Genomic DNA, 19,021 nt, shown 5'->3' on the forward strand with positions numbered 1-19,021 from the left:
GGGTCGCGGAAGATCAGTTCGTTGGGCCGGAGCGAGGAGACCACCATCCACAGGAGCGGGTAGATCATCAGGGCGCCGGCGAGGATCAGGATGCCGTGTTTGGCCAGGGCTTTGGTCCGCTGTTTCCGGCTGAAGGCCAGGGTCCCGAGGGACTCGCGGGGTTTGGCGGGCTTGCGGCGGTTCGTAGGCTTGCCGGCGCCGGGAGTGTTCTTATCCGGGGCGGGCAGCGTCTGCAGGTCAGTCGTCATAGAACACCCAATACTTGGAAGCGATGAAGTTGATGGCAGTGAAGATGCCGATGATGACCAGCAGGAACCAGGCCATCGCGGAGGCGTAGCCCATGTCGAACTGGCCAAAGCCCTTCTGGTACAGGTAGAGCGTGAAGAACATGGTCGAGTCCGACGGGCCGCCGTTGCCGCCCGAGACGATGAACGCCTGGGTGAAGGACTGGAACGAGCCGATGATCTGCAGCACCAGGTTGAAGAAGATGATCGGGCTCAGCATCGGCAGGGTGATCTTCCAGAACTGCTGGAGTGTGGTGGCGCCGTCAACCTTGGCGGCCTCGTAATACATCACAGGGATCTGCCGCAGGCCGGCGAGGAAGATGATCATCGGGGCGCCGAACGTCCAGACGTGGAGCAGGATGATCGAGCCCAGCGCCGTGCTCGGATCCGAGATCCAGCCCGGGCCCTGGATGCCGAATATTGCCAGGACCTGGTTGACCAGGCCGGTGGTGCCGAAGATCTGCTTCCACAGGATCGCCACGGCAACCGAGCCGCCCAGCAGTGAGGGCAGGTAGAACACCGAACGGTAGAACGGCAGCCCGCGGATGCCCTTGTCCAGGACCAGGGCGATCAGCAAAGCCACGCCCAGCTGCAGCGGGACACCGACCAGCACGTAGGTGAACGTGACGCCCAGGGAGTTATGCAGCCGGGCGTCGCCGAACATCCTGATGAAGTTATCCAGGCCCGTCCATTCCGGCGGCTGGAGCAGGTTGTAATCCGTGAAGGACAGGTACAGGGACATCAGCATGGGTCCGATGGTGATCGCCACCAGACCCACCAGCCACGGCAACAGGAAAATATACGCGGCCTTGTTATCCCGGCCGTTGGCCTTCTTCTCCGCAGCACTCATCGGCCCCTTCCGGCGCTTGAGCGTACTGAGTTCACTGATCGCGCTCATAGCGGGATCTCCATTTCACGCAGCAGGCCCGCCGGCGCCGGCAAGCGTGCCGGGCAAGGCGTCCTGTGGGGATAGGGGAGGGCACCACTGCAGCGTGCATCCAACCCGGCAGTGGTGCCCTGACCATGGCTATGGGGTGGGTGACCCTATTTGATTTCCGAGTTGGCTTCGCTGATCAGATCCTTCGCAGCATCGTCAGCTCCCCGTTTCCCGAACAACACGTCTTGGGAGTAGCGTCGCAAAATGTCCTGGAATGAACCTGCGCCCACCGGGGGCGAAGCGGGCGGAGGGTTCAAGGCAATCTTGCTCAGCTCATCAAGGAAAGCGATCGAATCCGTATCTGCTTTGGTCAGACGGCCGCTATCAACCAGGTTCTGTCGCGTCTTGCTGTTGGCGGGGGCGCCGCGTTCTGTCAGCAGGATGTCACCGGCCTTTTGGTTGTTCACCATGAAGTCCATGAACTTCGCGACCTGTTCGGGGTGCTTGGTCTTTGCCGAGGCGACGTACCAGCCGGTGCCAATGGCGAACTTGCCTTCGGATGCCTTGCCGGCAACGGTGGGCGGCTTGAGCAACTTGAGTTCGACGCCCGAAACCTTGTTCAGGTTTGAGAGCTGATTTGATGCCCACCAGCCCAGCGCATACCTGCCTGTCGCGGTGCCCGACTGCTCGAGGGCGATGCCGGTTTCCTCAGTGACCGTACCCGCCGGAGGAATGGCGCCGTCGTCGCTCATCTTCTTAAGGAGTTTCCAGAAGTCCGCCAATTGCGCCGGGTCGATACCGAGCTTTCCGTCGGCGGTGAAGAGTTCGCTTCCATGCTGCCTGAGCCAAATAGCGAGTCCGTTCTGGTCAAGGCCAAAGGCCGCTGATCCAAATTTTCCGTCGCCAAGCTTCTCGGACAATTCTGAAGAGATTCGTGCATAGTCATCCCAGGTCCACGTGTTGTCATCCGGGATTGCGACCCCTGCTGCTTCGAAGAGCTTCGGGTTGGCGACCACACAGTGTGTATTGACTCCGGATGGAACACCGTACAGCTTGCCTTCGGATGTTCCGGTATTCCACACGGCATCGGCAATGTTGGAGTGATCGATGTTGAGTTTGGTGAGATCAAGGAGGGCCCCGCGGCCCAAGTATTCTGTGAAGAAACCGTCCGGCATCTGGATGATGTCGGGGGCGTTTCCGGCGGCAGTTTGAGTCGCAAGCTTGTCGAAGTAGCCGTCGAAGGAACCCATTTCCGGGGTGATGGTGATGTCAGGGAAATCCGTTTGGAAGGCACCGATGACCTCCTGGGTCATCTTGTTGCGAAGCTCTCCGCCCCACCATGTGAATCGGAGGGCAACTGGTCCACCGGCCGGGTTGCTCGAGGCTCCCCCGCCGCACGCTGTGATCGCAACTGCTGCAGCAGCGGTCAAACCGCCGATCAGGATGGTTCTTCTGGAATATGTCAAGGTAAGTCCTCTTCGACTGGTTTGTTTGCTAAGCCTGGACGGGAGCGTATATGACGACGTTAGGTCACCGCGTTCGTGCAGGTCCAAGCCCGATTTGGAATGGATTCATGTCCGCAACAACATCAAAGAGCTGCGCCCGAGGTTCTTTACAGAACGCGATTGTCATGCGTAGTGTCAGCGGGATGAGAAAACGTTTCCTCGTTTTCGGTCGAGACCAAGGAGTGGCATGACTTCGCCGTTGTTCAGAGATCCGATCCATGATGGGGCGGCCGATCCGACGCTGATTTGGAACCGTGAGGAAAGACTCTGGTGGATGGTGTACACCAACCGGCGCGCAGACGCGCAAGGGCCGCGGCAGTCCTGGTTTCACGGCACCAAACTGGGCGTTGCCTCGTCGCCCGATGGAGGAGTCACCTGGACATACCGCGGGACCCTTGACGGGCTGGACTTTGAGTGGGGCCACAATACGTTTTGGGCGCCCGAGATCCTCTGGCACGAAGGCATCTATCACATGTACGTGAGCTACATTCGGGGGGTGCCTTCCTACTCAGGCAAGGATCCCCGGAGCATTCACCACTACACGAGTAAGAATCTCCGGGACTGGGAGCATCACGGGGACATCAAACTGGACACGCGCCAGGCGATCGATGCCTGCGTGACGCAGGTTCCGGGCGGGGGCTGGCGCATGTGGTATAAGGATTCGGTGGCGGGCCAGCACACTTATGCCGCAGACAGCCCGGATCTCTATGAGTGGACAACCACCGGTCCGGTCATTGCAGACGGGCCCCACGAAGGGCCGAACGTCTTCGACCTTGGGGGATACTCCTGGATGATCGTGGACGCCTGGGACGGGCAGAGGGTTTACCGGTCCGACGATAAATCGGCTTGGGAATACAACGGCGTAATCCTGGGTGATTCAGGATACCGTCCGGATGATTCCGGCCCTGCCCTCCATGCCGACGTGGTGGTCAACGGGGCTGCGGCGTGGGTGGTTTACTTTACGCATCCCGACCGGAAGGGCAAAGCCGAGGCGACCTATTCAGACAGGCGCTCGGCTATCCAGATCGCCATGGCTACCGTCCAGAACGGAAACCTCGTGTGCGATCGAAACGCTGAGGTCGAGATCGATCTCGGAACCCCCTCACTGAACTGATGTCCACAAGGGGTAGCCCTGGACGCCCGTTCCAGCCGGGTACTGCTCGTCATCGGGGGTGCTGGCTGCGAATGTCACTGCTGGCTACTGCTGTTTCAGCGACAGGCGAATGAGTGCCCAGGGTTAGAGGCCCTCCACCATGTTCAGCCGGATGGCCATGTACTGCCGTGCCGGAAGTGCAACGCGGAAGATCCCGCTGCGCTGCCCGTCCAGGGTCTCGATGGTCATGTTCCAAGTGTCGATGATGTCCACCGTGCATGCTGTGTCCGGCGGGAGCATGATGGTCCGGTAGCTGGGACGGTTAAACCCGAAGTAGATCAGTTCGAGGACGCCTGGCACTCCGCCGCGGGGAGCGTCCCAGTCGCCCGGCAGTGGGTCCAGTACTCCTCCGGGAGCCTGTTCGAGGATTTCGGCCAGGAACCCGATCCGTTCGGGGCTGCTGCCCACGAGGTTTCCGCCCTTGGACCACCACAGTTCTTCGGATTCATTCAGGTACGTCTCGCCGTGGCCCACGTAGCCGCCGCGAACGGCGCCTTCCCAGAAGCGCCGCACCATTTCTTCGCCGGTGATGTTGCCCCAGCCCTGATCGATGTCGCCTTCGTAGGCGCACTCATCGATGACCACGGGTTTGCCCCAGGTTTCCCGCCACTGGTCGGTGTTTTCGGCGGTGCGGTAGACGTCAATCCGCTGGGTGCTGGCGTGGGTTATCCATGGTTTGGAGTAGTCGTAAAAGCCGAAGCAGTTGTGGATGGACAGCAGGTGCCCGGTTGGATCGTTGGTGGTGATGACCTCGGCCATGCGCTCCCAGTCGTCCGTGGTCTTGGTGCGGAGGAGATCGTATTCATTGGCGAGTGACCACCAAATATTGCGGTGGGCGGCTAGCCTGCGAACGACGTACCGGACGAATTGATCGTCTGCGTAGGCGCCCATGTCTGAGAAACCCCAGCGGTCATAGGCGTGGAACAGGATGAGGTCCGCTTCGATGCCGAGCGCGGCCAGCTGTTGGATCCGGCCTTCCAGGTGCCGGAAGAACTCGGGTTTGAATCGGGTGAAATCCCAGCCGTCTGCAGTGCGTTCGTAAGGAAAAAGGTCCGGTTCATTGGCGTTGAACAGGTAGGATTTGGGGAACACGCACATTCTGATCTTGTTGAAAGGGGACCCTGCCAGCGTCTGGAGTGTGCGTTCCTGGACCTCGGCCGGCTGGTGCGTCCAGGCGTATGCGGTGGTGCCGATCGGGCTGTAGCGGCGGCCGTCGGCATGCGCGAAATGGAACTTGTCGGCCACCTTGACCGGGCCAAGGTTGCCAGGCGAGGGAGCGGAACAGTCGAAGCTGCCTTCAATCCCATCCAGGGAACGGGCATTCGAGCTCGTCCGGAAAGTCCAGTTCCCGGGTTTGTCGGGCATGAACCGGACTTTGTACGTTCCGTCGCCGTCGTAGAACCCGCCAATCCGCTGCTCCGAGGAATTCGCGTGGGCAAAGACGGCTGTCAGATCCACATCAGTGAATGGGTTGCCGTGCCCCGGCCCATCGATGACCACCTCGAATACATCCCAGCACGCGGCGCTGTCAGCGTAACTGGTCGATGCGGAAGCTTTTCCAACGGATGAGGGCTCATAATCACGCATTGGGGTTCTGGGGTGGACGACTTTTAAGTGACTGCGGGCCTTAGGGAGGTTGGCCAGCTGGCGCCAGAGGTTCGCCAGTTCGTCCGGCCTGTTCGCCAGTTCTGCATTGAGGCCCATAACCTGGCTGATCGGCAACTCTTTGAGCTGCTGCAGCATGGGCGAGTTCAGGATGCCCGCAAGGTACTTTTCGAGAATTGCCCGGGCCTCTCTGTGGTCCAGAACCTTGCTGAGCGAACTGTCGGGACTTAGCATGAATACCTCATAACGGAACGGCGAAGAATGGAAACGGGTCTATTGGCGGTTTAGCCCTTGGGGGACCTGGACAGTCCAGCGTGCTAGAAGGTTATCGAGGTGGAGCTCGAACAGCCCCACGAGGTCCAGTTCGGGCCGGAGGAGCCACTGTAATTCGATGCCGTCCATCAGTGCCACCAAGCCCCTCGCCTCGCTCTCGATCTGTTCCGGGTGCAACTGGAGCTGCCCTGCGGTGACAGCTTGGCGTAGATGGTCGCTCAGATTTGCCACCGTGGTCTCATAGCGGCTTACGATGAATCCCCTCGCAGGGTGTTGGGAATTTGATGCCTCCGTGGCCAGGGTGAGGAAGAGTTCTATGAGGCCACGGTGGGTGAGGTGATAGGCCATGAGAGCGGGGAGCTGACGGATGTGGTCCAACCCTGTGGCGTCGTTGCCTGCGGCCCTGGACTCTTGGTCCCAGTACTCGAGCACGGCCATAAGCAGGGCCTCCTTGTCGCCGAAGTGCCTGATCAGGGCTGCGCTGGTGACTCCCACGTCGTCGGCGATGTTTCGCAGGGAACCTGCATGGTAGCCGTACTGGGCAAAGATACGCGCCGCTGCCCTGATGATTTGTTTCCGGCGCTCTACACCTTTGGGATAGGTGCCTTTCGGGGTTGGCTCCGGTGCCACGTCCGTACCGTCTCTCTCTGGTCTTTTTAAGAAGCTCTTGTCAAAAAGTTACCAGTCGCTTAGTATTTTGAAAAGTAAGCGATCGGTGATTATTTGCCGACCAGCTGTGCCTGGCACTCCCATCGGCCAGAGAAGGGGGTGTTGTCCTACCACAACGGAGTCTTAGGAAGAGAAACGATGAGCATCAGAAGGCGATTTGTCACCACGGCGGTGACGGCAGTGGTGTCCGCGTTGGCTTTCACTGGTTGCAGTGGCACGCCGCAGGAATCGACCACAACACAAGAAGGGCCGGCGACGGCGCCTCTTCTGAAGATCGGTTCCCTTCAGGAGCCGCAGAGCTACGACCCGGCCCAGGCGAACGAGGGGCATCAGGCCCCGATCTACCAGGCTGTCTATGACACCCTCATCAAGCGGGAAGCGGACGGTTCGCTGAGCCCGATGCTGGCCACTTCGTGGGAGGCCGGCGCGGATGGGTTGTCCTACACGCTCAAGCTGCGTGAGGGTGTTAAGTTCAGCGACGGCGCCGTTTTTGATTCGGCTGCGGTGAAGGCGAACCTGGAACATTTCGTGAAGGCGAACGGTCCCCTGGTGGGCACCGCGCGCACGGTAACGGGTGTGGACACACCGGATGCTTCCACGGCAGTGGTAAAGCTCTCTGCCCCTGATCCGGGGCTGCCTTTTTCACTGACAAATGCTGCGGGCTACATCGCCAGTCCGAAGGCGCTGGACACTGAGTCCATCAAGACCAAGCCGGTCGGATCTGGTCCGTACACCCTGGATTCGGCCAACACTGTGTCGGGTTCGAAGATCACTTATGTCCGCAACCCTGATTACTGGGGCGACAAGCTCCCGTATGACAAGATCGAGTTCCAGGTCCTGGCGGATGAAACAGCACGGCTTAATGCGCTGAAGTCCGGGCAGGTTGACGCAGCGGTGCTCAACCGGGCCTCAACCGCCGTCGAGGCCGAAGGTGCGGGCCTCCTGCACAAGCCGTACGCCACTAACTGGGAGGGCATTTTCTTCTTCGACCGTGACGGAACGAAGTTGCCGCAACTGAAGGATGTCCGGGTCCGCGAGGCGCTGTCCTTGGCGATTGACCGTGAAGCACTTCTGCAGGCCGTTGCCCTGGGAAAGGGCGAACTGACGAGCCAGACCTTTGGGCCTCTGACCCAGGGCTACGATAAAGAACTGGACGGCAAGTACACCTACAACCCGGACCGCGCCCGCGAGCTCCTGAAGGAAGCCGGTGCGGAAAACCTCGCGGTGACGCTGCCGGTCAGTGCCGTCTTTGACCCGTCGATATATGACGGGATCGAGCAGAACTGGAAGGACGTCGGAGTAAACGTCACCCGTCACCAGTGGGGACCGGGCCAGGCCATACCCTCGATGCTTCGCGCTGATTTCCCGCTTGCCTACATGTCCCTGGTACAGCGTGATGACTGGCGGCACACACAGCTGCTGATCGCACCGACAGCGCCGTGGAACGCGTTTAAGACCGAGCGTCCGGAACTCACCGCTCTGATCAACAAGGCACAGACCGGCGACGAGAAGGCCATCGGCGAAGCGGCGAAGGAAATTAACCAATACGTCATCGATGAGTACTGGTTCAGCCCGATCTACCGGCTCGAGCAGCATTTCTACCACAGCGACAAGGTAGCCGTGGAAAACCAGGCCGAGCAGGCCGTGCCGTCCATCTACAACTACAAGCCCACCGGCAAGTAGCAGTCCGCGCGATGCCGGGGCCACTGCTCCGGCGTCGCACGGCTACCAGGACATAGGAGTCCCAAGTGATTACTTTTCTGCTGCGGCGTTTACTCTCGGCCGTGGTCCTGCTAGCGGCCGTTTCGTTCCTGGCCTATGTGCTGCTCTATCAGGGCACAGGCGACGTTGCCCGCAACGTCCTCGGTGAGAACGCCTCCGAGGCCCAGGTCGCGCTCAAGAATCAGGAACTCGGCCTGGACCAGCCCATCCTGATCCAATACTTTGCCTGGCTTGGCAAAGCTGTTTCCGGAAACTTTGGTGTCTCGTTCTTCAGCAGCCAGCCGGTGTGGGACACACTGATGATCCGGCTGCCTGTGACCCTCAGCCTGGTAGTCGTGGTGACCCTCCTGACGGGCATCCTCGCTTTCGCGGCCGGCATTTACGCCGCGGTGCGGAAAGGCTGGGTGGACCGTACCTTGCAGATCCTGGCCACCCTTGGTGATGCTTTACCATCGTTCATTGTGGCACTGTTCCTGGTGGCGTACTTCGCCATCCAGCTGAAGATGTTCCCCGCCACGGGCTTCATCCCGCTGACTGAGTCCCCGGAAGGCTGGGCCAGAACCATCACCCTTCCGGTCATCGCCCTCGCGATCGGCGGCGTCGCAGGGGTGGCCCAGCAGGTCCGCTCAGCAACCCTCGGGGTACTCCGCAATGACTACATCCGCACCATCCGCAGCCGCGGACTGTCCGAGCGCAGGATCATTCTGACCTCGGTGTTGCGCAACGCCTCCACAAACGGGCTGACCAGCCTGGCAGTCCAGGTGGTGGGCATTCTTGGCGGGGCCGTCGTCATCGAAGCCGTCTTCGCCCTGCCCGGGCTGGGTTCCCTCACGGTCGAGGCCGCCAGCCGGACCGATCTGCCCCTGATCGTGGGTGTAATTCTGGCCCTCATGCTCATCGTTGTCGCCGTCAACCTCATCGTCGATATCCTCGTCGCCTGGCTCAACCCGAAAGTCCGACTGTCATGACACTTGCGACCGAAGTACCCGCCGACGTCGAACCCGTCGTCCCCCGCTCAGGTATGGTTCGGCGCTTTCTCCGCAACCCCCTGGGGCTGATCTCCATCCTCGTGCTCCTTGCTGTCATCGTGATCGCCATCCTGGTGCCCTTCCTGGGCTTGGCCGACCCCAACGGCGTCAACCTCCGTGAAGCCAACCGCCCGCCAGGCCCCGCGCACCTGCTGGGCACCGACGGCTCCGGCCGGGACATCTTCAGCCGCATCATGTGGGGCACACAAGTACTCCTCATCGGCTCCGGCATCGCCCTGGGCATCTCCCTAATCATCGGCGTGGCCACCGGCCTGATGGCGGGCTACTACGGCGGCTGGTTCGACAGCGTAGCGTCCTGGGTCAACAACCTGAGCATGTCACTGCCCGGCATCGTGGTGGTACTGGCTGTGACCGCCGTCGTGGGACCGTCCGTCTACGTCGCAATGGCCGTCTTCGGCGTCCTCCTCACACCGGCGTTCTTCCGGGTAGTCCGCGGCGCAGTCCAGGCAGTGCGAAACGAACTGTATGTCGACGCCGCCCGCGTCTCGGGCCTCAGCGATGCGCGGATCATCGCCCGCCATATCCTCACGGTGGTCCGGGCACCGGTCATCATCCAGGCGGCACGTGTGGCAAGCATCGCCATCGCCATCCAGGCCGGACTGGAATTCCTTGGCGTGACCGACAATGCGGTCCCGTCCTGGGGCAACATGCTCAATGAAGGCTTCCGTAAGATCGCGCTGAGCCCCGGTCTCATCCTCTGGCCCAGCATCGCCCTGGGCCTGGTTTCGATGGCCCTTATCCTCTTCGGCAACGCACTCCGCGACGCTTTGGAAGACCGCGGCCACAGCACCACACGGGCGGTCCGCCTCCCGACGAAGAGTGCCGCTGGACCCGCCATCGGAACAGCAACCGCAACAGTACCGGTTCCCGCCCATCCGGAAAACGCACTCCTGTCAGTCCAGAACCTCAAGGTCGCCTACGGCACCGGCGGCGGGCAAAAGGAAGTGGTCCACGGTGTCACCCTCCACGTCGAACCTGGCGAAGTCCTGGGACTGGTCGGCGAATCCGGATCCGGCAAGACCCAGACCGCATTCTCCGTTCTTGGCCTCCTGCCCGAGGGCGGCCGTGTCTCCGAGGGGTCCATCCTGTTTGACGGGAAGGAACTCACCACCCTCGGCAACAAGGACCGGACCGCCCTGCGCGGAACAGATATTGCGTACATCCCGCAGGAACCGATGAGCAACCTGGACCCATCCTTCCGGATCGGACAGCAGCTCACCGTCCCCATGCGGACAAAGCTCGGGTTGACCAAACAGGAAGCCACCAGCCGCGCCCTGGCACTGCTGGCCAAGGTGGGGATCGCGGATCCCGAGAAGACCTTCAACTCCTACCCCCACGAAGTCTCCGGCGGCATGGCCCAACGCGTCCTCATTGCCGGCGCCATTTCCTGCAACCCACGCCTGCTCATCGCCGACGAACCCACCACGGCCCTGGACGTCACGGTACAGGCGGAAGTACTAGACCTGCTCCGGGACCTGCAGCGGGAAACAGGAATGGCCGTGGTCATGGTCACGCACAACTTCGGCGTGGTGGCGGACATCTGCGACCGGGTGGCCGTGATGCAGTCCGGGCGCCTCGTGGAAGTGGGCCCGGTGGAGAAAATCCTCACCGAGCCGTCCCAGGCCTACACCCAGAAACTCCTCGACTCCATGCTTGAAGACGGCCCGGCCCGGCCCTATCCCTTCAACGACGACGACCTCGCGTCGCCCCTGAAAGCCAAGGAATAACCCATGACGAACACGAACCGGCTCCTTGACGTCGCGAACCTTGCCGTGGAGTACCCCGGCCACGGCCGCAAACCGGCTTTCCGCGCCCTGGAGGACATCTCGTTCTCCATCCGCCAGGGCGAAACACTGGGCCTGGTAGGCGAATCCGGCTCCGGCAAGACCACCATCGGGCGGGCCATCCTCGGCCTGGCCAAACCCTCCGCCGGACGGATCGTCTTTGACGGCAAAGACATCACCCACGCCGGCCGCAAGGACCGGCGCGCCCTCAGCCGCGACATCCAAGTGGTCTTCCAGGACCCGTACACCTCCCTGAATCCGTCCATGACAGTGGAAGACATCCTCTCCGAACCACTCACCATCCAAGGCGTCAACAGGAAAGACGCCCTTGAGCGTGTCCGCGGGCTCCTTGACCGGGTCCACCTTCCCGCCAATTCGGGCGGCCGCCTGCCCCGCGAGTTCTCCGGGGGCCAGCGCCAGCGAATCGCCATCGCCCGCGCCATCGCCGTCAAGCCGCGCCTGATCGTGTGCGATGAACCGGTCTCTGCCCTGGACCTCACCACCCAGGCCACGGTCCTGGACCTCCTGGTCGAAATCCAGGAAGCCACAAAAGTCGCCTACCTCTTCGTTTCCCACGACCTCAGCGTGATCCGCCACATCAGCCACAACGTCATCGTGCTCTACAAGGGACACATCGTCGAACAGGGCCGCGCAGCCCGGGTCACCTCCCAACCAGTCCACCCCTACACCCAAAAGCTCTTCATGTCCGCACCCGTGCCCCATCCCGCCCAGCAGCGCGAACGCCGTGAAGCACGCCGCCAACTCGTCACTACAACAGCCGAGCAGGCAGCATGAGCGTGGACCTCGCGCCCGAATTCCAGCGCACACCAGACGGAACCGTATTCCGGGACCTCAACGGCAACGGCACCATGGACCCCTACGAGAACCCGGGCCTTCCCGTTATGGAGCGGGTCGAGGACCTCCTGGGCAGGCTCTCGCTTGAGGAGAAGGCCGGCCTCATGTTCCACACCATAGTCAGCGCCGCGGATAGCGGCAGACTGGCAGACGATGAGTCCCGGCCTGGTCGCAACGGGGCGCAAGAACTCGTGTCCGGGAAACTCATCAACCACGTCAATGTCCATAATCTTCCCGTCCCAACGGTTGCAGCTCAGTGGGTAAACGAGTTGCAGCGACTGGCTGTCTCTGCGAGCCCTCATGGCATCCCGGTGACCTTGTCCACAGATCCTCGCCATTCCTTCGCGGAGAACTGGGGCGCCTCGTTCACGGCCGTTCACTTCTCTGCTTGGCCCGAGCCCCTCGGCTTCGCCGCAATAGGTGATGAGCAGCTGGTCCGCCAGTTCGCGGGCATAGCCCGGGCGGAGTACACGGCAATTGGCATACGCGCCGCCCTCCACCCCACACTCGATCTTGCGACCGAACCGCGGTGGGCGCGGCAATACGGCACCTTCGGTCAGGACAGCGACGTGGTGGCCCGCCTCGCACTGGCGTATCTGGATGGATTTGAGGGCGAGCAGCTTGGCGGTGAGAGCGTGGCCTGCATGGCCAAGCACTTTCCCGGCGGCGGACCTCAGCAAGACGGAGAGGACCCGCACTTCCCGTATGGCCGTGAGCAGGTCTACCCCGGCGGGATGTTCGACTATCACCTCGAGCCCTTCCGCCGGGCCATCGAGCGGGGTGTTTCGGCGATCATGCCTTACTACGGTATGCCGGTCGGGCTCGAGCTCGATGGAGCGCCTGTCGAGCAAGTCGGCTTCGGATACAACCGACAGATCATCACCGGCACCCTGCGCGAAAAACTGGGGTACGACGGCGTCGTGTGCACGGACTGGGGTCTGGTGACGGAGTCTAACCTTTTCGGCCGTCAACTGTCTCCCCGGGCATGGGGCGTGGAACACCTCTCCGTTGAGGAGCGGGTCCTCAAGATTGTTGAGGCAGGCTGCGACCAGCTAGGGGGAGAAGAGTGCCCGGAGATAATCGTTGGCCTGGTGCAAAAGGGTTTGGTGCGGGAGGAACGGATCGACGCCTCAGTACGCCGGCTGCTGAGGGTAAAATTCGACCTGGGACTGTTCGACAATCCCTATGTGGACGAGAGGCAGGCGCAGTCAAGGACGGCCCTCCCCGAGTACGTGGAAGCTGGCCAGCGCGCCCAGGCCAGATCTGTCACGGTCCTAAAAAATGACAAGGTAAACGGTGCATCTCTTCTGCCGCTCGCCCGCGGGCTTCGGGTTTACTCCTCGGAGATCAGTCCAGAGGCCCTGAAAACGGCCGGGTTCCTGCCATCGACAGCACCCGGGGACGCCGACGTCGCCATTGTGCGCGTCAACGCCCCATTCGAGTACCGCGACCACTACATGCTGGAAGCCAGCTTCCACGCCGGTGATTTGGACTTCGCAGATGACACCGTTCGCATGATCAGGCGCATTGCTGAGCAGGTTCTTGTCATTTTAGTTCCACACCTGGACCGCCCCGCGGTCCTCACGCCGCTGGAACCGCACTGCGCCGCGATCGCCGCCGTCTACGGGGCATGTGACGCCGCCGTCCTTCGAGCACTGACCGGTGAAATCAATCCCGTCGGCCGCCTTCCGTTCCAGCTTCCCCGCTCAAACGCTTCAGTGGTGGCGTCTCGGCCCGATGTCCCCGGGGATGCCGGAGACCCCCTTTATGAGTACGGATTTGGGCTAAGGCTTTGACAGCGTGCAGACAAAACCTTCCTTATTCAAAAGTGCATTCCGGCCCAAATGCCGCTCCCGGACGCCCCAGCAGACAGGCTTGACATGAACAACCAAAAGATTCCGCGCATTAACAAGAACCGTCGCCTCGGAGTCGGATTCCTTGGAGCCGGGCCGGTAACACAGGCGATCCACCTGCCCAGCCTTGCCCGACTCGGCGACCTTTTCACCGTGAGTCACGTCATGGACGTCAATCCGGCTGTAGCCGAGTCGGTTGCCGGACGTGTGGGTGCCCGTTCCTCGTCCTCAGTGGAGGAATTGCTGGCCGATGAGTCAGTTGAGGTTGTAGCGATTTGCAGCCCCCACCAGTTCCACGCCGAGCAGGTCATTGCCGCCTGCCGGGCTGGGAAAAAGGCCGTGCTCTGCGAGAAGCCCTTTGCAGTATCCGCAGAGGAGGCGGCAAAGATATCAGAGGTGTCAGCAGAGATGGGAGTGCCCGTCATCGTTGGCGCCATGCACACTTTTGACCCGGGCTGGCTGGCCGCTGAAGAGCTCTGGGGCGATCTGCCCGATACAGCGCACTACATACGATCCTCGATTGTCCTGCCGCCCAACGCCCGTTTTGAGGACTTCGCAACCGAGGTAATCACCCGTCCTTCCATGCCCAAACCCGATTACAGCGACCCGGCCGTCGTCAGGGCCCGCTTCGAAGGCATGGTGCTCGGCTTGGCCATTCACGACCTGCCGCTCGTCCGGCGTTTCGTGCCACGGTTCGATGACCTTCAGGTACTGCACGCAGCCATAGCCAAGCCCTTTGGCTACTCCATCACGTTACGAGCGGGCGGTCGCACGATCGAGATGTTGGCATCGATAAACCGGACCTGGAAGCCCGAGTGGACGTTCGAGGCCTATGGTCCAGCCTCAGCGATGAAGGTCACCTTCTCGCCGTCCTACGTCCAGGCCGGTTCCGCGGTCGTGGAATACACCACCGAGGCGCGAAAGGTTGCCGCGGGTCCCTTCAAGCACAACGGATATGAGGGGGAGTGGCGCCACATCTGGGACGTCATCGCCGGGAGCGCCACGGCTCCAGCAGCCCAAACCCTGATCGACGATTTGGGCTTTGCCATAAAGATAGCCAATGCCGCCGGGGAGGCAGCCATAGCCGGGCTTGCCCCGGCCCTAAAACCAGAGGAGGCTCGCGCATGAGCAACCAGTTCTCCGTGGGAGCAGACGAAGCAGCGCGCAAGACAGGCGCCATCGACAGCGTGGTGGCCTCGCTTCCCCTGTCACTGGCCCATGCCACAGCACAACCCGACATCGTCGCCGTCGACGGAAGCGTCCCTGCATGGAGCGAGCGGGCGCAGGAAGCGCTCGACAGCGGAGCGCGGGTGACAGTCATCATCTCGCCGACGCTGATGACTGGTCTGGCGCCTCAGGCAACCGCCCAGATGGTGTTTGACTGGGCGTTTGCCTCCAATCCCGCCGTCCAAAAGGCAGCGGAGGCAGCAACCGCCCTCATCCCGCATATCACGCTCCTCGAGTCCCGCCTCGTTCTACCAGCTGGGGCAGACCTCGACCAGTCCCTGATGGACCAGTTGACAGCAATAGCCCAAATCACGGGAGACAGCGCACTCGCTCCCGGTTCTCTTCGCTGCCTCTTTGCGGATCAGCACGGATACCACTTCGCCGGGGCCCTCAACAGCGGTGCTCCGGTGACTGTTTCTGCAGTCGTCAGTGCCGCGACCAACCCACACCTCGGAATCCGGCTTCTAACTGTGGAAGAGAGCATGACCGTCTACATTCCTGCTCCGGACACAGCAGCGCCGGCCGAAGTCCGCGTGACCACACACGAGGGGGAGCTGCTCCTGCCAACGGAATATGAGGCAGCCCACCGGACCACGTGGCGACGCGCCATCCGGCTGCTCACGGAAGAGACCGATGCAGAAGATTACGCCCAGCTCTTGAAAACTGCATCCGTCCTGAGGAATAGACTCGATCCGTGAATGGATTGCCGCCGAACTGTGGTGCCGTGCTTGAGTGGGGCATCCGTGGGTCGCTGCTGTCGTATATGGAGCGTGACCCTGCTTTCGAGATCGAAACGACGGGCGGGGCCACGTTCTCGCTGAAGGATGGCGTGCACATGGACGGCCGCGTGGACGCCGAAGGTGTGCTGTTCCTCGACGGGTCGGTTGTGCTGCGTGCCCACGCCGGCGCCCTGATCGTGCCTCTGATCGGCGTTCAGGTGAACCGCGAGGCGCTCACGATCGATGACCCGGGGGAGGACCGTGACGAGTTGGCGGCGAAGCCCGGCCGGCTCGCGCTTGTCAAGCTCGAGGAGGTCGCGGGGGCGGATGATGGCACACTCGTATACGGGACGCGCCTCGCCGCAGAGGCGGATGCGCTCTTTATGTTCAACTACATTCCCGACACGCCGTTCGACCCGCTGCGCATCAGACTCAGCGTCCGGTGACGCTTCCGTCGGCCGCCGTCTCAGTGCCTGGTTGGCCATTTCCGTCACCGGCGAGCATCTCTGCCTCGTAGCGCTGCATCGTCTCGGCCGAACTCAGCATCCGAACCAGCAAGGAGTTCAGCTGCACAACTTCTTCGGGAGTCAGGCTCTCGTGGAGGATCTCCTGGCGTTTAAGCGCGATCGGCATGAGGTCGTCATGGACGCGCGCGCCCTCGGCGGTGAGGTAGAGGTGGCGTGATCCGCGGGGGCCATTGATCTGCGCGACGAGGTCGCGACCAAGTAGCACGTTGACGCTCTTGGATGCGATCGACTTGTTGATCCCAAGGATCTCGCAGAGCTCCCCAGAGGTTGCGCCCGGGTGGTTGCCGAGACCGCTGATGATGCGCCACTCATTGGTTCCCACGCCGTGCACGTGATGGATGACGCGGGAGCCGCCCCAGACGAGCACATTGGAGAGCAGCCCAAGCAGAGCCGGAGTGTATTCATCGCGCACGATCGTACCCGGCAGCCTCTTGGTGACGAGACCCTGGCCGGCGGCCCGCAAGTCCACTTCGTCCGATGCTCCTGTGCGCTCGTCCATGTGCTTAACGTCCCTTCGGTGGGCGCTCTCGCCCTCGACATAATTCTACATAGTTTAACTCTAATCATGATTGAATCTGAACAAGATTATATGTACTCTTGTGGTACCTCAGTCCGCGTGAGTTAAGTCACACATGGCCGAACAATGGAGTTTGTATGCAGGACCCGATGATTGCCGGCGATGTTGTCGTCCTTGACGTTGACCCCTTCTCTCGAGAGGGGCTGACCTTTCCGTTCACGATCGACACGGCGATCCGCGAATCAGGGCCCGTGGTCTGGAGTGAGCAGTACGGGGTGTGGTTCACGGGCCGATACGACGTCGTCGACCAGGTCTTCCGCGATTATGAAACCTTCGAATCCTCGGCCGGGACAGGCATCACGAACACGAAGAAGACCGGGAACTGGCGCAAGCCCAGCGTCATCCTGGAGAACGACCCCCCTGCGCACACAAAGTACCGCCGGATCATGACGTCGATCCTCAGCCAGCGAGTCGTCCGCCGCCTCACCGACAGCTTCCAGCAGCAGGCCGACGAACTGGTTGACTCCGTGGTCGGCAAGCTTGAGTTTAACGCCGCGACTGAACTCGCCGAAAAGTTCCCGCTGACAGTGCTTCCCGACGCGGTAGGGTTCCAGCCGGAGGGGCGTGAGCACCTGTTGCCTTACTCCAACCTCAACTTCCAGTCGATGGGACCACGAAACGAGTTTTACGCCGCCGCACTGGCCGCCGCCGACGAGGCATCGACTTTCGTGAACTGGCAGATGCGCCGCGAGGCACTCGCCCCTGGCGGCCTCGGCCATACCATCTACGGATACGCCGACGAGGGAGAGATTACCGAAGAAGATGCCGGGATGCTGGTGCGCACCTTCCTCTCGGCGGGGGTAGACACCACAATCTTCGCCATCCAGTTCGCCCTCAAGGCTCTCGCCGAACATCCGGAGGCTTGGGCGGCCCTGCGGGACGACCGGAGCCTCGCGCGCAAGGTCTTTGAAGAAGCGCTGCGCTGGAGCCCGCCTAGCCCGTACATCGGTCGAACAACGTCGAAGACAACCGTGCTCGCCGGTGTCCGAATCGGTGCCGGCGAGAAGGTCATCATGGCGTTGGCTGCGGCCAACCGTGATCCGCGGCGCTGGGAGAACCCGGACTTATTCGACCTCTCCCGCGACCCCAGCGGGCACATGGCATTCGGCACGGGTATCCACGGATGCGTCGGCCAGATGATGGCGCGGATGGAAGCCACCTGCCTTCTCTCCGCGCTCGCCCGACGAGTCGACACCATCGAACTTGCAGGGGAACCCGTGCCGTTCTTCTCGAACTGGTTGCGGGGATTCGAAGACCTGCCCGTGCGGGTCACCCTCCGATAGCCGCAATCGCCGATATACCGAATCCTCACGTCACTGCACCAACACACACTAGGAGATACCACATGAAGCGACCAGCAAAGATGCTGACCGGGCTGGGCGCGGTCCTCGCCCTCGCCCTCACGGCTTGCAGCTCCGGTACGCCGGAGTCAACAGCGACCACCCCGGGCGGCAGTGGTGGGCTGCAGACCGTGAAAGTCGTTGGCGTACCCGTCGTAGACATGGCTGCCCTGTATGTCGGTGAAGATCAGGGCTTCTTTGCCGAGGAGGGGCTAGACCTGAACATCGAGTTCGGGCAAGGCACCGCCGCGATGATCCCGGCATTGCTCAACGGGCAGTATGACATTCAGTACGGCGGTTCCGTGAACTTGCTCCAGGCTGCCGATGCCGAGCTTCCCGTCGTGGCAATTGCGGCTGGCGGCCGCACGACCGGCGTCCAGGGAGACGACCATGGCGCACTCCTCGTGCTCGAGAACAGCCCCATCCAGACGGCTGCTGACCTTGAGGGCAAGACGCTGGCAGTGAACGCCCTCCGGGGACTCCACGAGGTGGCGCTGTGGGCGTCGGTGCGCAAGGCCGGCGGCGACCCGACAAAGGTCAAGTTCGTCGAAATGGCTCTTCCTGACATGGGTGCAGCGCTGGCAAACGGCCAGATCGACGCCGCATCCGTCTCGGAGCCCTTCCTGGGAGTGATAGAAGGTCAGGGCGCGCGCGTCGTCACTAGTCTGTATGTCGACGCCGATCCTGACTTCGTCACCGCGCTGTACTTCGCGACAGCGGAGAAAGCCGAGAAGGATCCCGCCATGATCGAACGGTTCAACCGCGCGCTCGAGAAGTCATTCGCTTACAGCACCGAGAACCCCGATGCCGTGCGTGCGCAACTGGGTAACTTCACGCAGATCAACTCCGGTCTCATCGAGACAATGATCCTCACGAACTTCAAATGGGGCCTCACGTCCGAGGACCTGCTCCTGGTAGCGAACCTCTCAGCAGACGCCAACTCGTTGGAGGACCCCGAGGGCGCTGCACAGCGGGCCGCTGCCTTCATCGACAGCAAATAGT

General features: G+C 61.9%; 16 protein-coding genes and 1 pseudogene. 11 read left to right on the forward strand and 6 right to left on the reverse strand.

Annotation, left to right across the window (positions count from 1 at the left end; translation table 11 throughout):
• The 3 genes and pseudogenes from ACP7AX_RS10155 to ACP7AX_RS10165 form a co-directional block, all read right to left on the reverse strand.
• Positions 1-248, reverse strand: a pseudogene (locus ACP7AX_RS10155) (carbohydrate ABC transporter permease); the annotation flags it as partial.
• Positions 238-1,182: a carbohydrate ABC transporter permease gene (locus ACP7AX_RS10160; RefSeq protein ID WP_426226341.1), complete on the reverse strand. Its 945-nt coding sequence runs from the start codon at positions 1,180-1,182 to the stop codon at positions 238-240. The pseudogene ACP7AX_RS10155 and the gene ACP7AX_RS10160, both read right to left, overlap by 11 nt.
• Before the next feature lie 146 nt (positions 1,183-1,328).
• Positions 1,329-2,474: an ABC transporter substrate-binding protein gene (locus tag ACP7AX_RS10165; RefSeq protein ID WP_426226342.1), complete on the reverse strand. Its 1,146-nt coding sequence runs from the start codon at positions 2,472-2,474 to the stop codon at positions 1,329-1,331.
• 379 nt (positions 2,475-2,853) lie between these two features.
• Here ACP7AX_RS10165 and ACP7AX_RS10170 point away from each other — a divergent pair, with 379 nt between their 5' ends.
• Positions 2,854-3,780: a family 43 glycosylhydrolase gene (locus ACP7AX_RS10170; protein ID WP_426226343.1), complete on the forward strand. Its 927-nt coding sequence runs from the start codon at positions 2,854-2,856 to the stop codon at positions 3,778-3,780.
• Positions 3,781-3,903: 123 nt separating this feature from the next.
• Here the strand turns inward: ACP7AX_RS10170 and ACP7AX_RS10175 are convergent, their stop codons facing one another.
• Complete coding sequence (locus ACP7AX_RS10175; protein ID WP_426226344.1) at positions 3,904-5,658, reverse strand: DUF5605 domain-containing protein; 1,755 nt, start codon at positions 5,656-5,658, stop codon at positions 3,904-3,906.
• Between the two features lie 39 nt (positions 5,659-5,697).
• Positions 5,698-6,327, reverse strand: a complete 630-nt coding sequence (locus tag ACP7AX_RS10180) for a TetR/AcrR family transcriptional regulator (protein WP_426226345.1) — start codon at positions 6,325-6,327, stop codon at positions 5,698-5,700.
• A 177-nt stretch (positions 6,328-6,504) separates the two neighbouring features.
• Between ACP7AX_RS10180 and ACP7AX_RS10185 the strand changes: the two genes are divergently transcribed.
• The 8 genes from ACP7AX_RS10185 (at position 6,505) to ACP7AX_RS10220 (ending at position 16,021) form a co-directional block, all read left to right on the forward strand.
• Positions 6,505-8,049, forward strand: coding sequence for an ABC transporter substrate-binding protein (locus ACP7AX_RS10185; RefSeq protein ID WP_426226346.1), 1,545 nt, complete (start codon positions 6,505-6,507; stop codon positions 8,047-8,049).
• A gap of 65 nt (positions 8,050-8,114) precedes the next feature.
• Positions 8,115-9,056, forward strand: coding sequence for an ABC transporter permease (locus ACP7AX_RS10190; protein ID WP_426226347.1), 942 nt, complete (start codon positions 8,115-8,117; stop codon positions 9,054-9,056).
• Positions 9,053-10,864, forward strand: a complete 1,812-nt coding sequence (locus ACP7AX_RS10195; protein ID WP_426226348.1) for a dipeptide/oligopeptide/nickel ABC transporter permease/ATP-binding protein — start codon at positions 9,053-9,055, stop codon at positions 10,862-10,864. Before ACP7AX_RS10190 ends, ACP7AX_RS10195 begins: the two co-directional genes overlap by 4 nt.
• A gap of 3 nt (positions 10,865-10,867) precedes the next feature.
• Entirely contained in the window at positions 10,868-11,716 is an 849-nt protein-coding gene (locus tag ACP7AX_RS10200) for an ATP-binding cassette domain-containing protein (RefSeq protein WP_426226349.1), read from the forward strand.
• Positions 11,713-13,572, forward strand: a complete 1,860-nt coding sequence (locus tag ACP7AX_RS10205; protein WP_426226350.1) for a glycoside hydrolase family 3 protein — start codon at positions 11,713-11,715, stop codon at positions 13,570-13,572. Before ACP7AX_RS10200 ends, ACP7AX_RS10205 begins: the two co-directional genes overlap by 4 nt.
• An 84-nt stretch (positions 13,573-13,656) precedes the next feature.
• Positions 13,657-14,757 (forward strand): Gfo/Idh/MocA family protein, encoded by a 1,101-nt coding sequence (locus ACP7AX_RS10210; protein ID WP_426226351.1) that lies wholly within the window; start codon positions 13,657-13,659, stop codon positions 14,755-14,757.
• On the forward strand, positions 14,754-15,554 hold the full coding sequence (locus ACP7AX_RS10215) for a hypothetical protein (RefSeq protein WP_426226352.1): 801 nt from the start codon (positions 14,754-14,756) through the stop codon (positions 15,552-15,554). Before ACP7AX_RS10210 ends, ACP7AX_RS10215 begins: the two co-directional genes overlap by 4 nt.
• Positions 15,551-16,021, forward strand: coding sequence for a hypothetical protein (locus ACP7AX_RS10220; RefSeq protein WP_426226353.1), 471 nt, complete (start codon positions 15,551-15,553; stop codon positions 16,019-16,021). Before ACP7AX_RS10215 ends, ACP7AX_RS10220 begins: the two co-directional genes overlap by 4 nt.
• On the opposite strand, the gene ACP7AX_RS10225 is transcribed toward ACP7AX_RS10220, so the two are convergent.
• Entirely contained in the window at positions 16,008-16,601 is a 594-nt protein-coding gene (locus ACP7AX_RS10225) for a MarR family winged helix-turn-helix transcriptional regulator (protein WP_426226354.1), read from the reverse strand. The genes ACP7AX_RS10220 and ACP7AX_RS10225 overlap by 14 nt on opposite strands.
• A 155-nt stretch (positions 16,602-16,756) precedes the next feature.
• Here ACP7AX_RS10225 and ACP7AX_RS10230 point away from each other — a divergent pair, with 155 nt between their 5' ends.
• Both ACP7AX_RS10230 and ACP7AX_RS10235 read left to right on the forward strand, forming a co-directional pair.
• Positions 16,757-17,962, forward strand: a complete 1,206-nt coding sequence (locus ACP7AX_RS10230) for a cytochrome P450 (RefSeq protein WP_426226355.1) — start codon at positions 16,757-16,759, stop codon at positions 17,960-17,962.
• A 62-nt stretch (positions 17,963-18,024) separates the two neighbouring features.
• Complete coding sequence (locus tag ACP7AX_RS10235; protein WP_426226356.1) at positions 18,025-19,020, forward strand: ABC transporter substrate-binding protein; 996 nt, start codon at positions 18,025-18,027, stop codon at positions 19,018-19,020.
• Position 19,021: the final 1 nt, after the last annotated feature.

Source organism: Pseudarthrobacter sp. DSP2-3-2b1, from assembly GCF_049895945.1.
In the GTDB taxonomy this organism is placed as follows: Bacteria; Actinomycetota; Actinomycetes; order Actinomycetales; family Micrococcaceae; genus Arthrobacter.

Excerpts from the sequence above, each read along its gene's own strand:
- ACP7AX_RS10160 (WP_426226341.1), bottom strand. The coding sequence starts at position 1,182 with ATGAGCGCGATCAGTGAACTCAGTACGCTCAAGCGCCGGAAGGGGCCG.
- ACP7AX_RS10165 (WP_426226342.1), bottom strand. The coding sequence starts at position 2,474 with ATGACCCAGGAGGTCATCGGTGCCTTCCAAACGGATTTCCCTGACATC.
- ACP7AX_RS10170 (WP_426226343.1), top strand. The coding sequence starts at position 2,854 with ATGACTTCGCCGTTGTTCAGAGATCCGATCCATGATGGGGCGGCCGAT.
- ACP7AX_RS10175 (WP_426226344.1), bottom strand. The coding sequence starts at position 5,658 with ATGCTAAGTCCCGACAGTTCGCTCAGCAAGGTTCTGGACCACAGAGAG.
- ACP7AX_RS10185 (WP_426226346.1), top strand. The coding sequence starts at position 6,505 with ATGAGCATCAGAAGGCGATTTGTCACCACGGCGGTGACGGCAGTGGTG.
- ACP7AX_RS10195 (WP_426226348.1), top strand. The coding sequence starts at position 9,053 with ATGACACTTGCGACCGAAGTACCCGCCGACGTCGAACCCGTCGTCCCC.
- ACP7AX_RS10200 (WP_426226349.1), top strand. The coding sequence starts at position 10,868 with ATGACGAACACGAACCGGCTCCTTGACGTCGCGAACCTTGCCGTGGAG.
- ACP7AX_RS10205 (WP_426226350.1), top strand. The coding sequence starts at position 11,713 with ATGAGCGTGGACCTCGCGCCCGAATTCCAGCGCACACCAGACGGAACC.
- ACP7AX_RS10210 (WP_426226351.1), top strand. The coding sequence starts at position 13,657 with ATGAACAACCAAAAGATTCCGCGCATTAACAAGAACCGTCGCCTCGGA.
- ACP7AX_RS10215 (WP_426226352.1), top strand. The coding sequence starts at position 14,754 with ATGAGCAACCAGTTCTCCGTGGGAGCAGACGAAGCAGCGCGCAAGACA.
- ACP7AX_RS10225 (WP_426226354.1), bottom strand. The coding sequence starts at position 16,601 with ATGGACGAGCGCACAGGAGCATCGGACGAAGTGGACTTGCGGGCCGCC.
- ACP7AX_RS10230 (WP_426226355.1), top strand. The coding sequence starts at position 16,757 with ATGCAGGACCCGATGATTGCCGGCGATGTTGTCGTCCTTGACGTTGAC.
- ACP7AX_RS10235 (WP_426226356.1), top strand. The coding sequence starts at position 18,025 with ATGAAGCGACCAGCAAAGATGCTGACCGGGCTGGGCGCGGTCCTCGCC.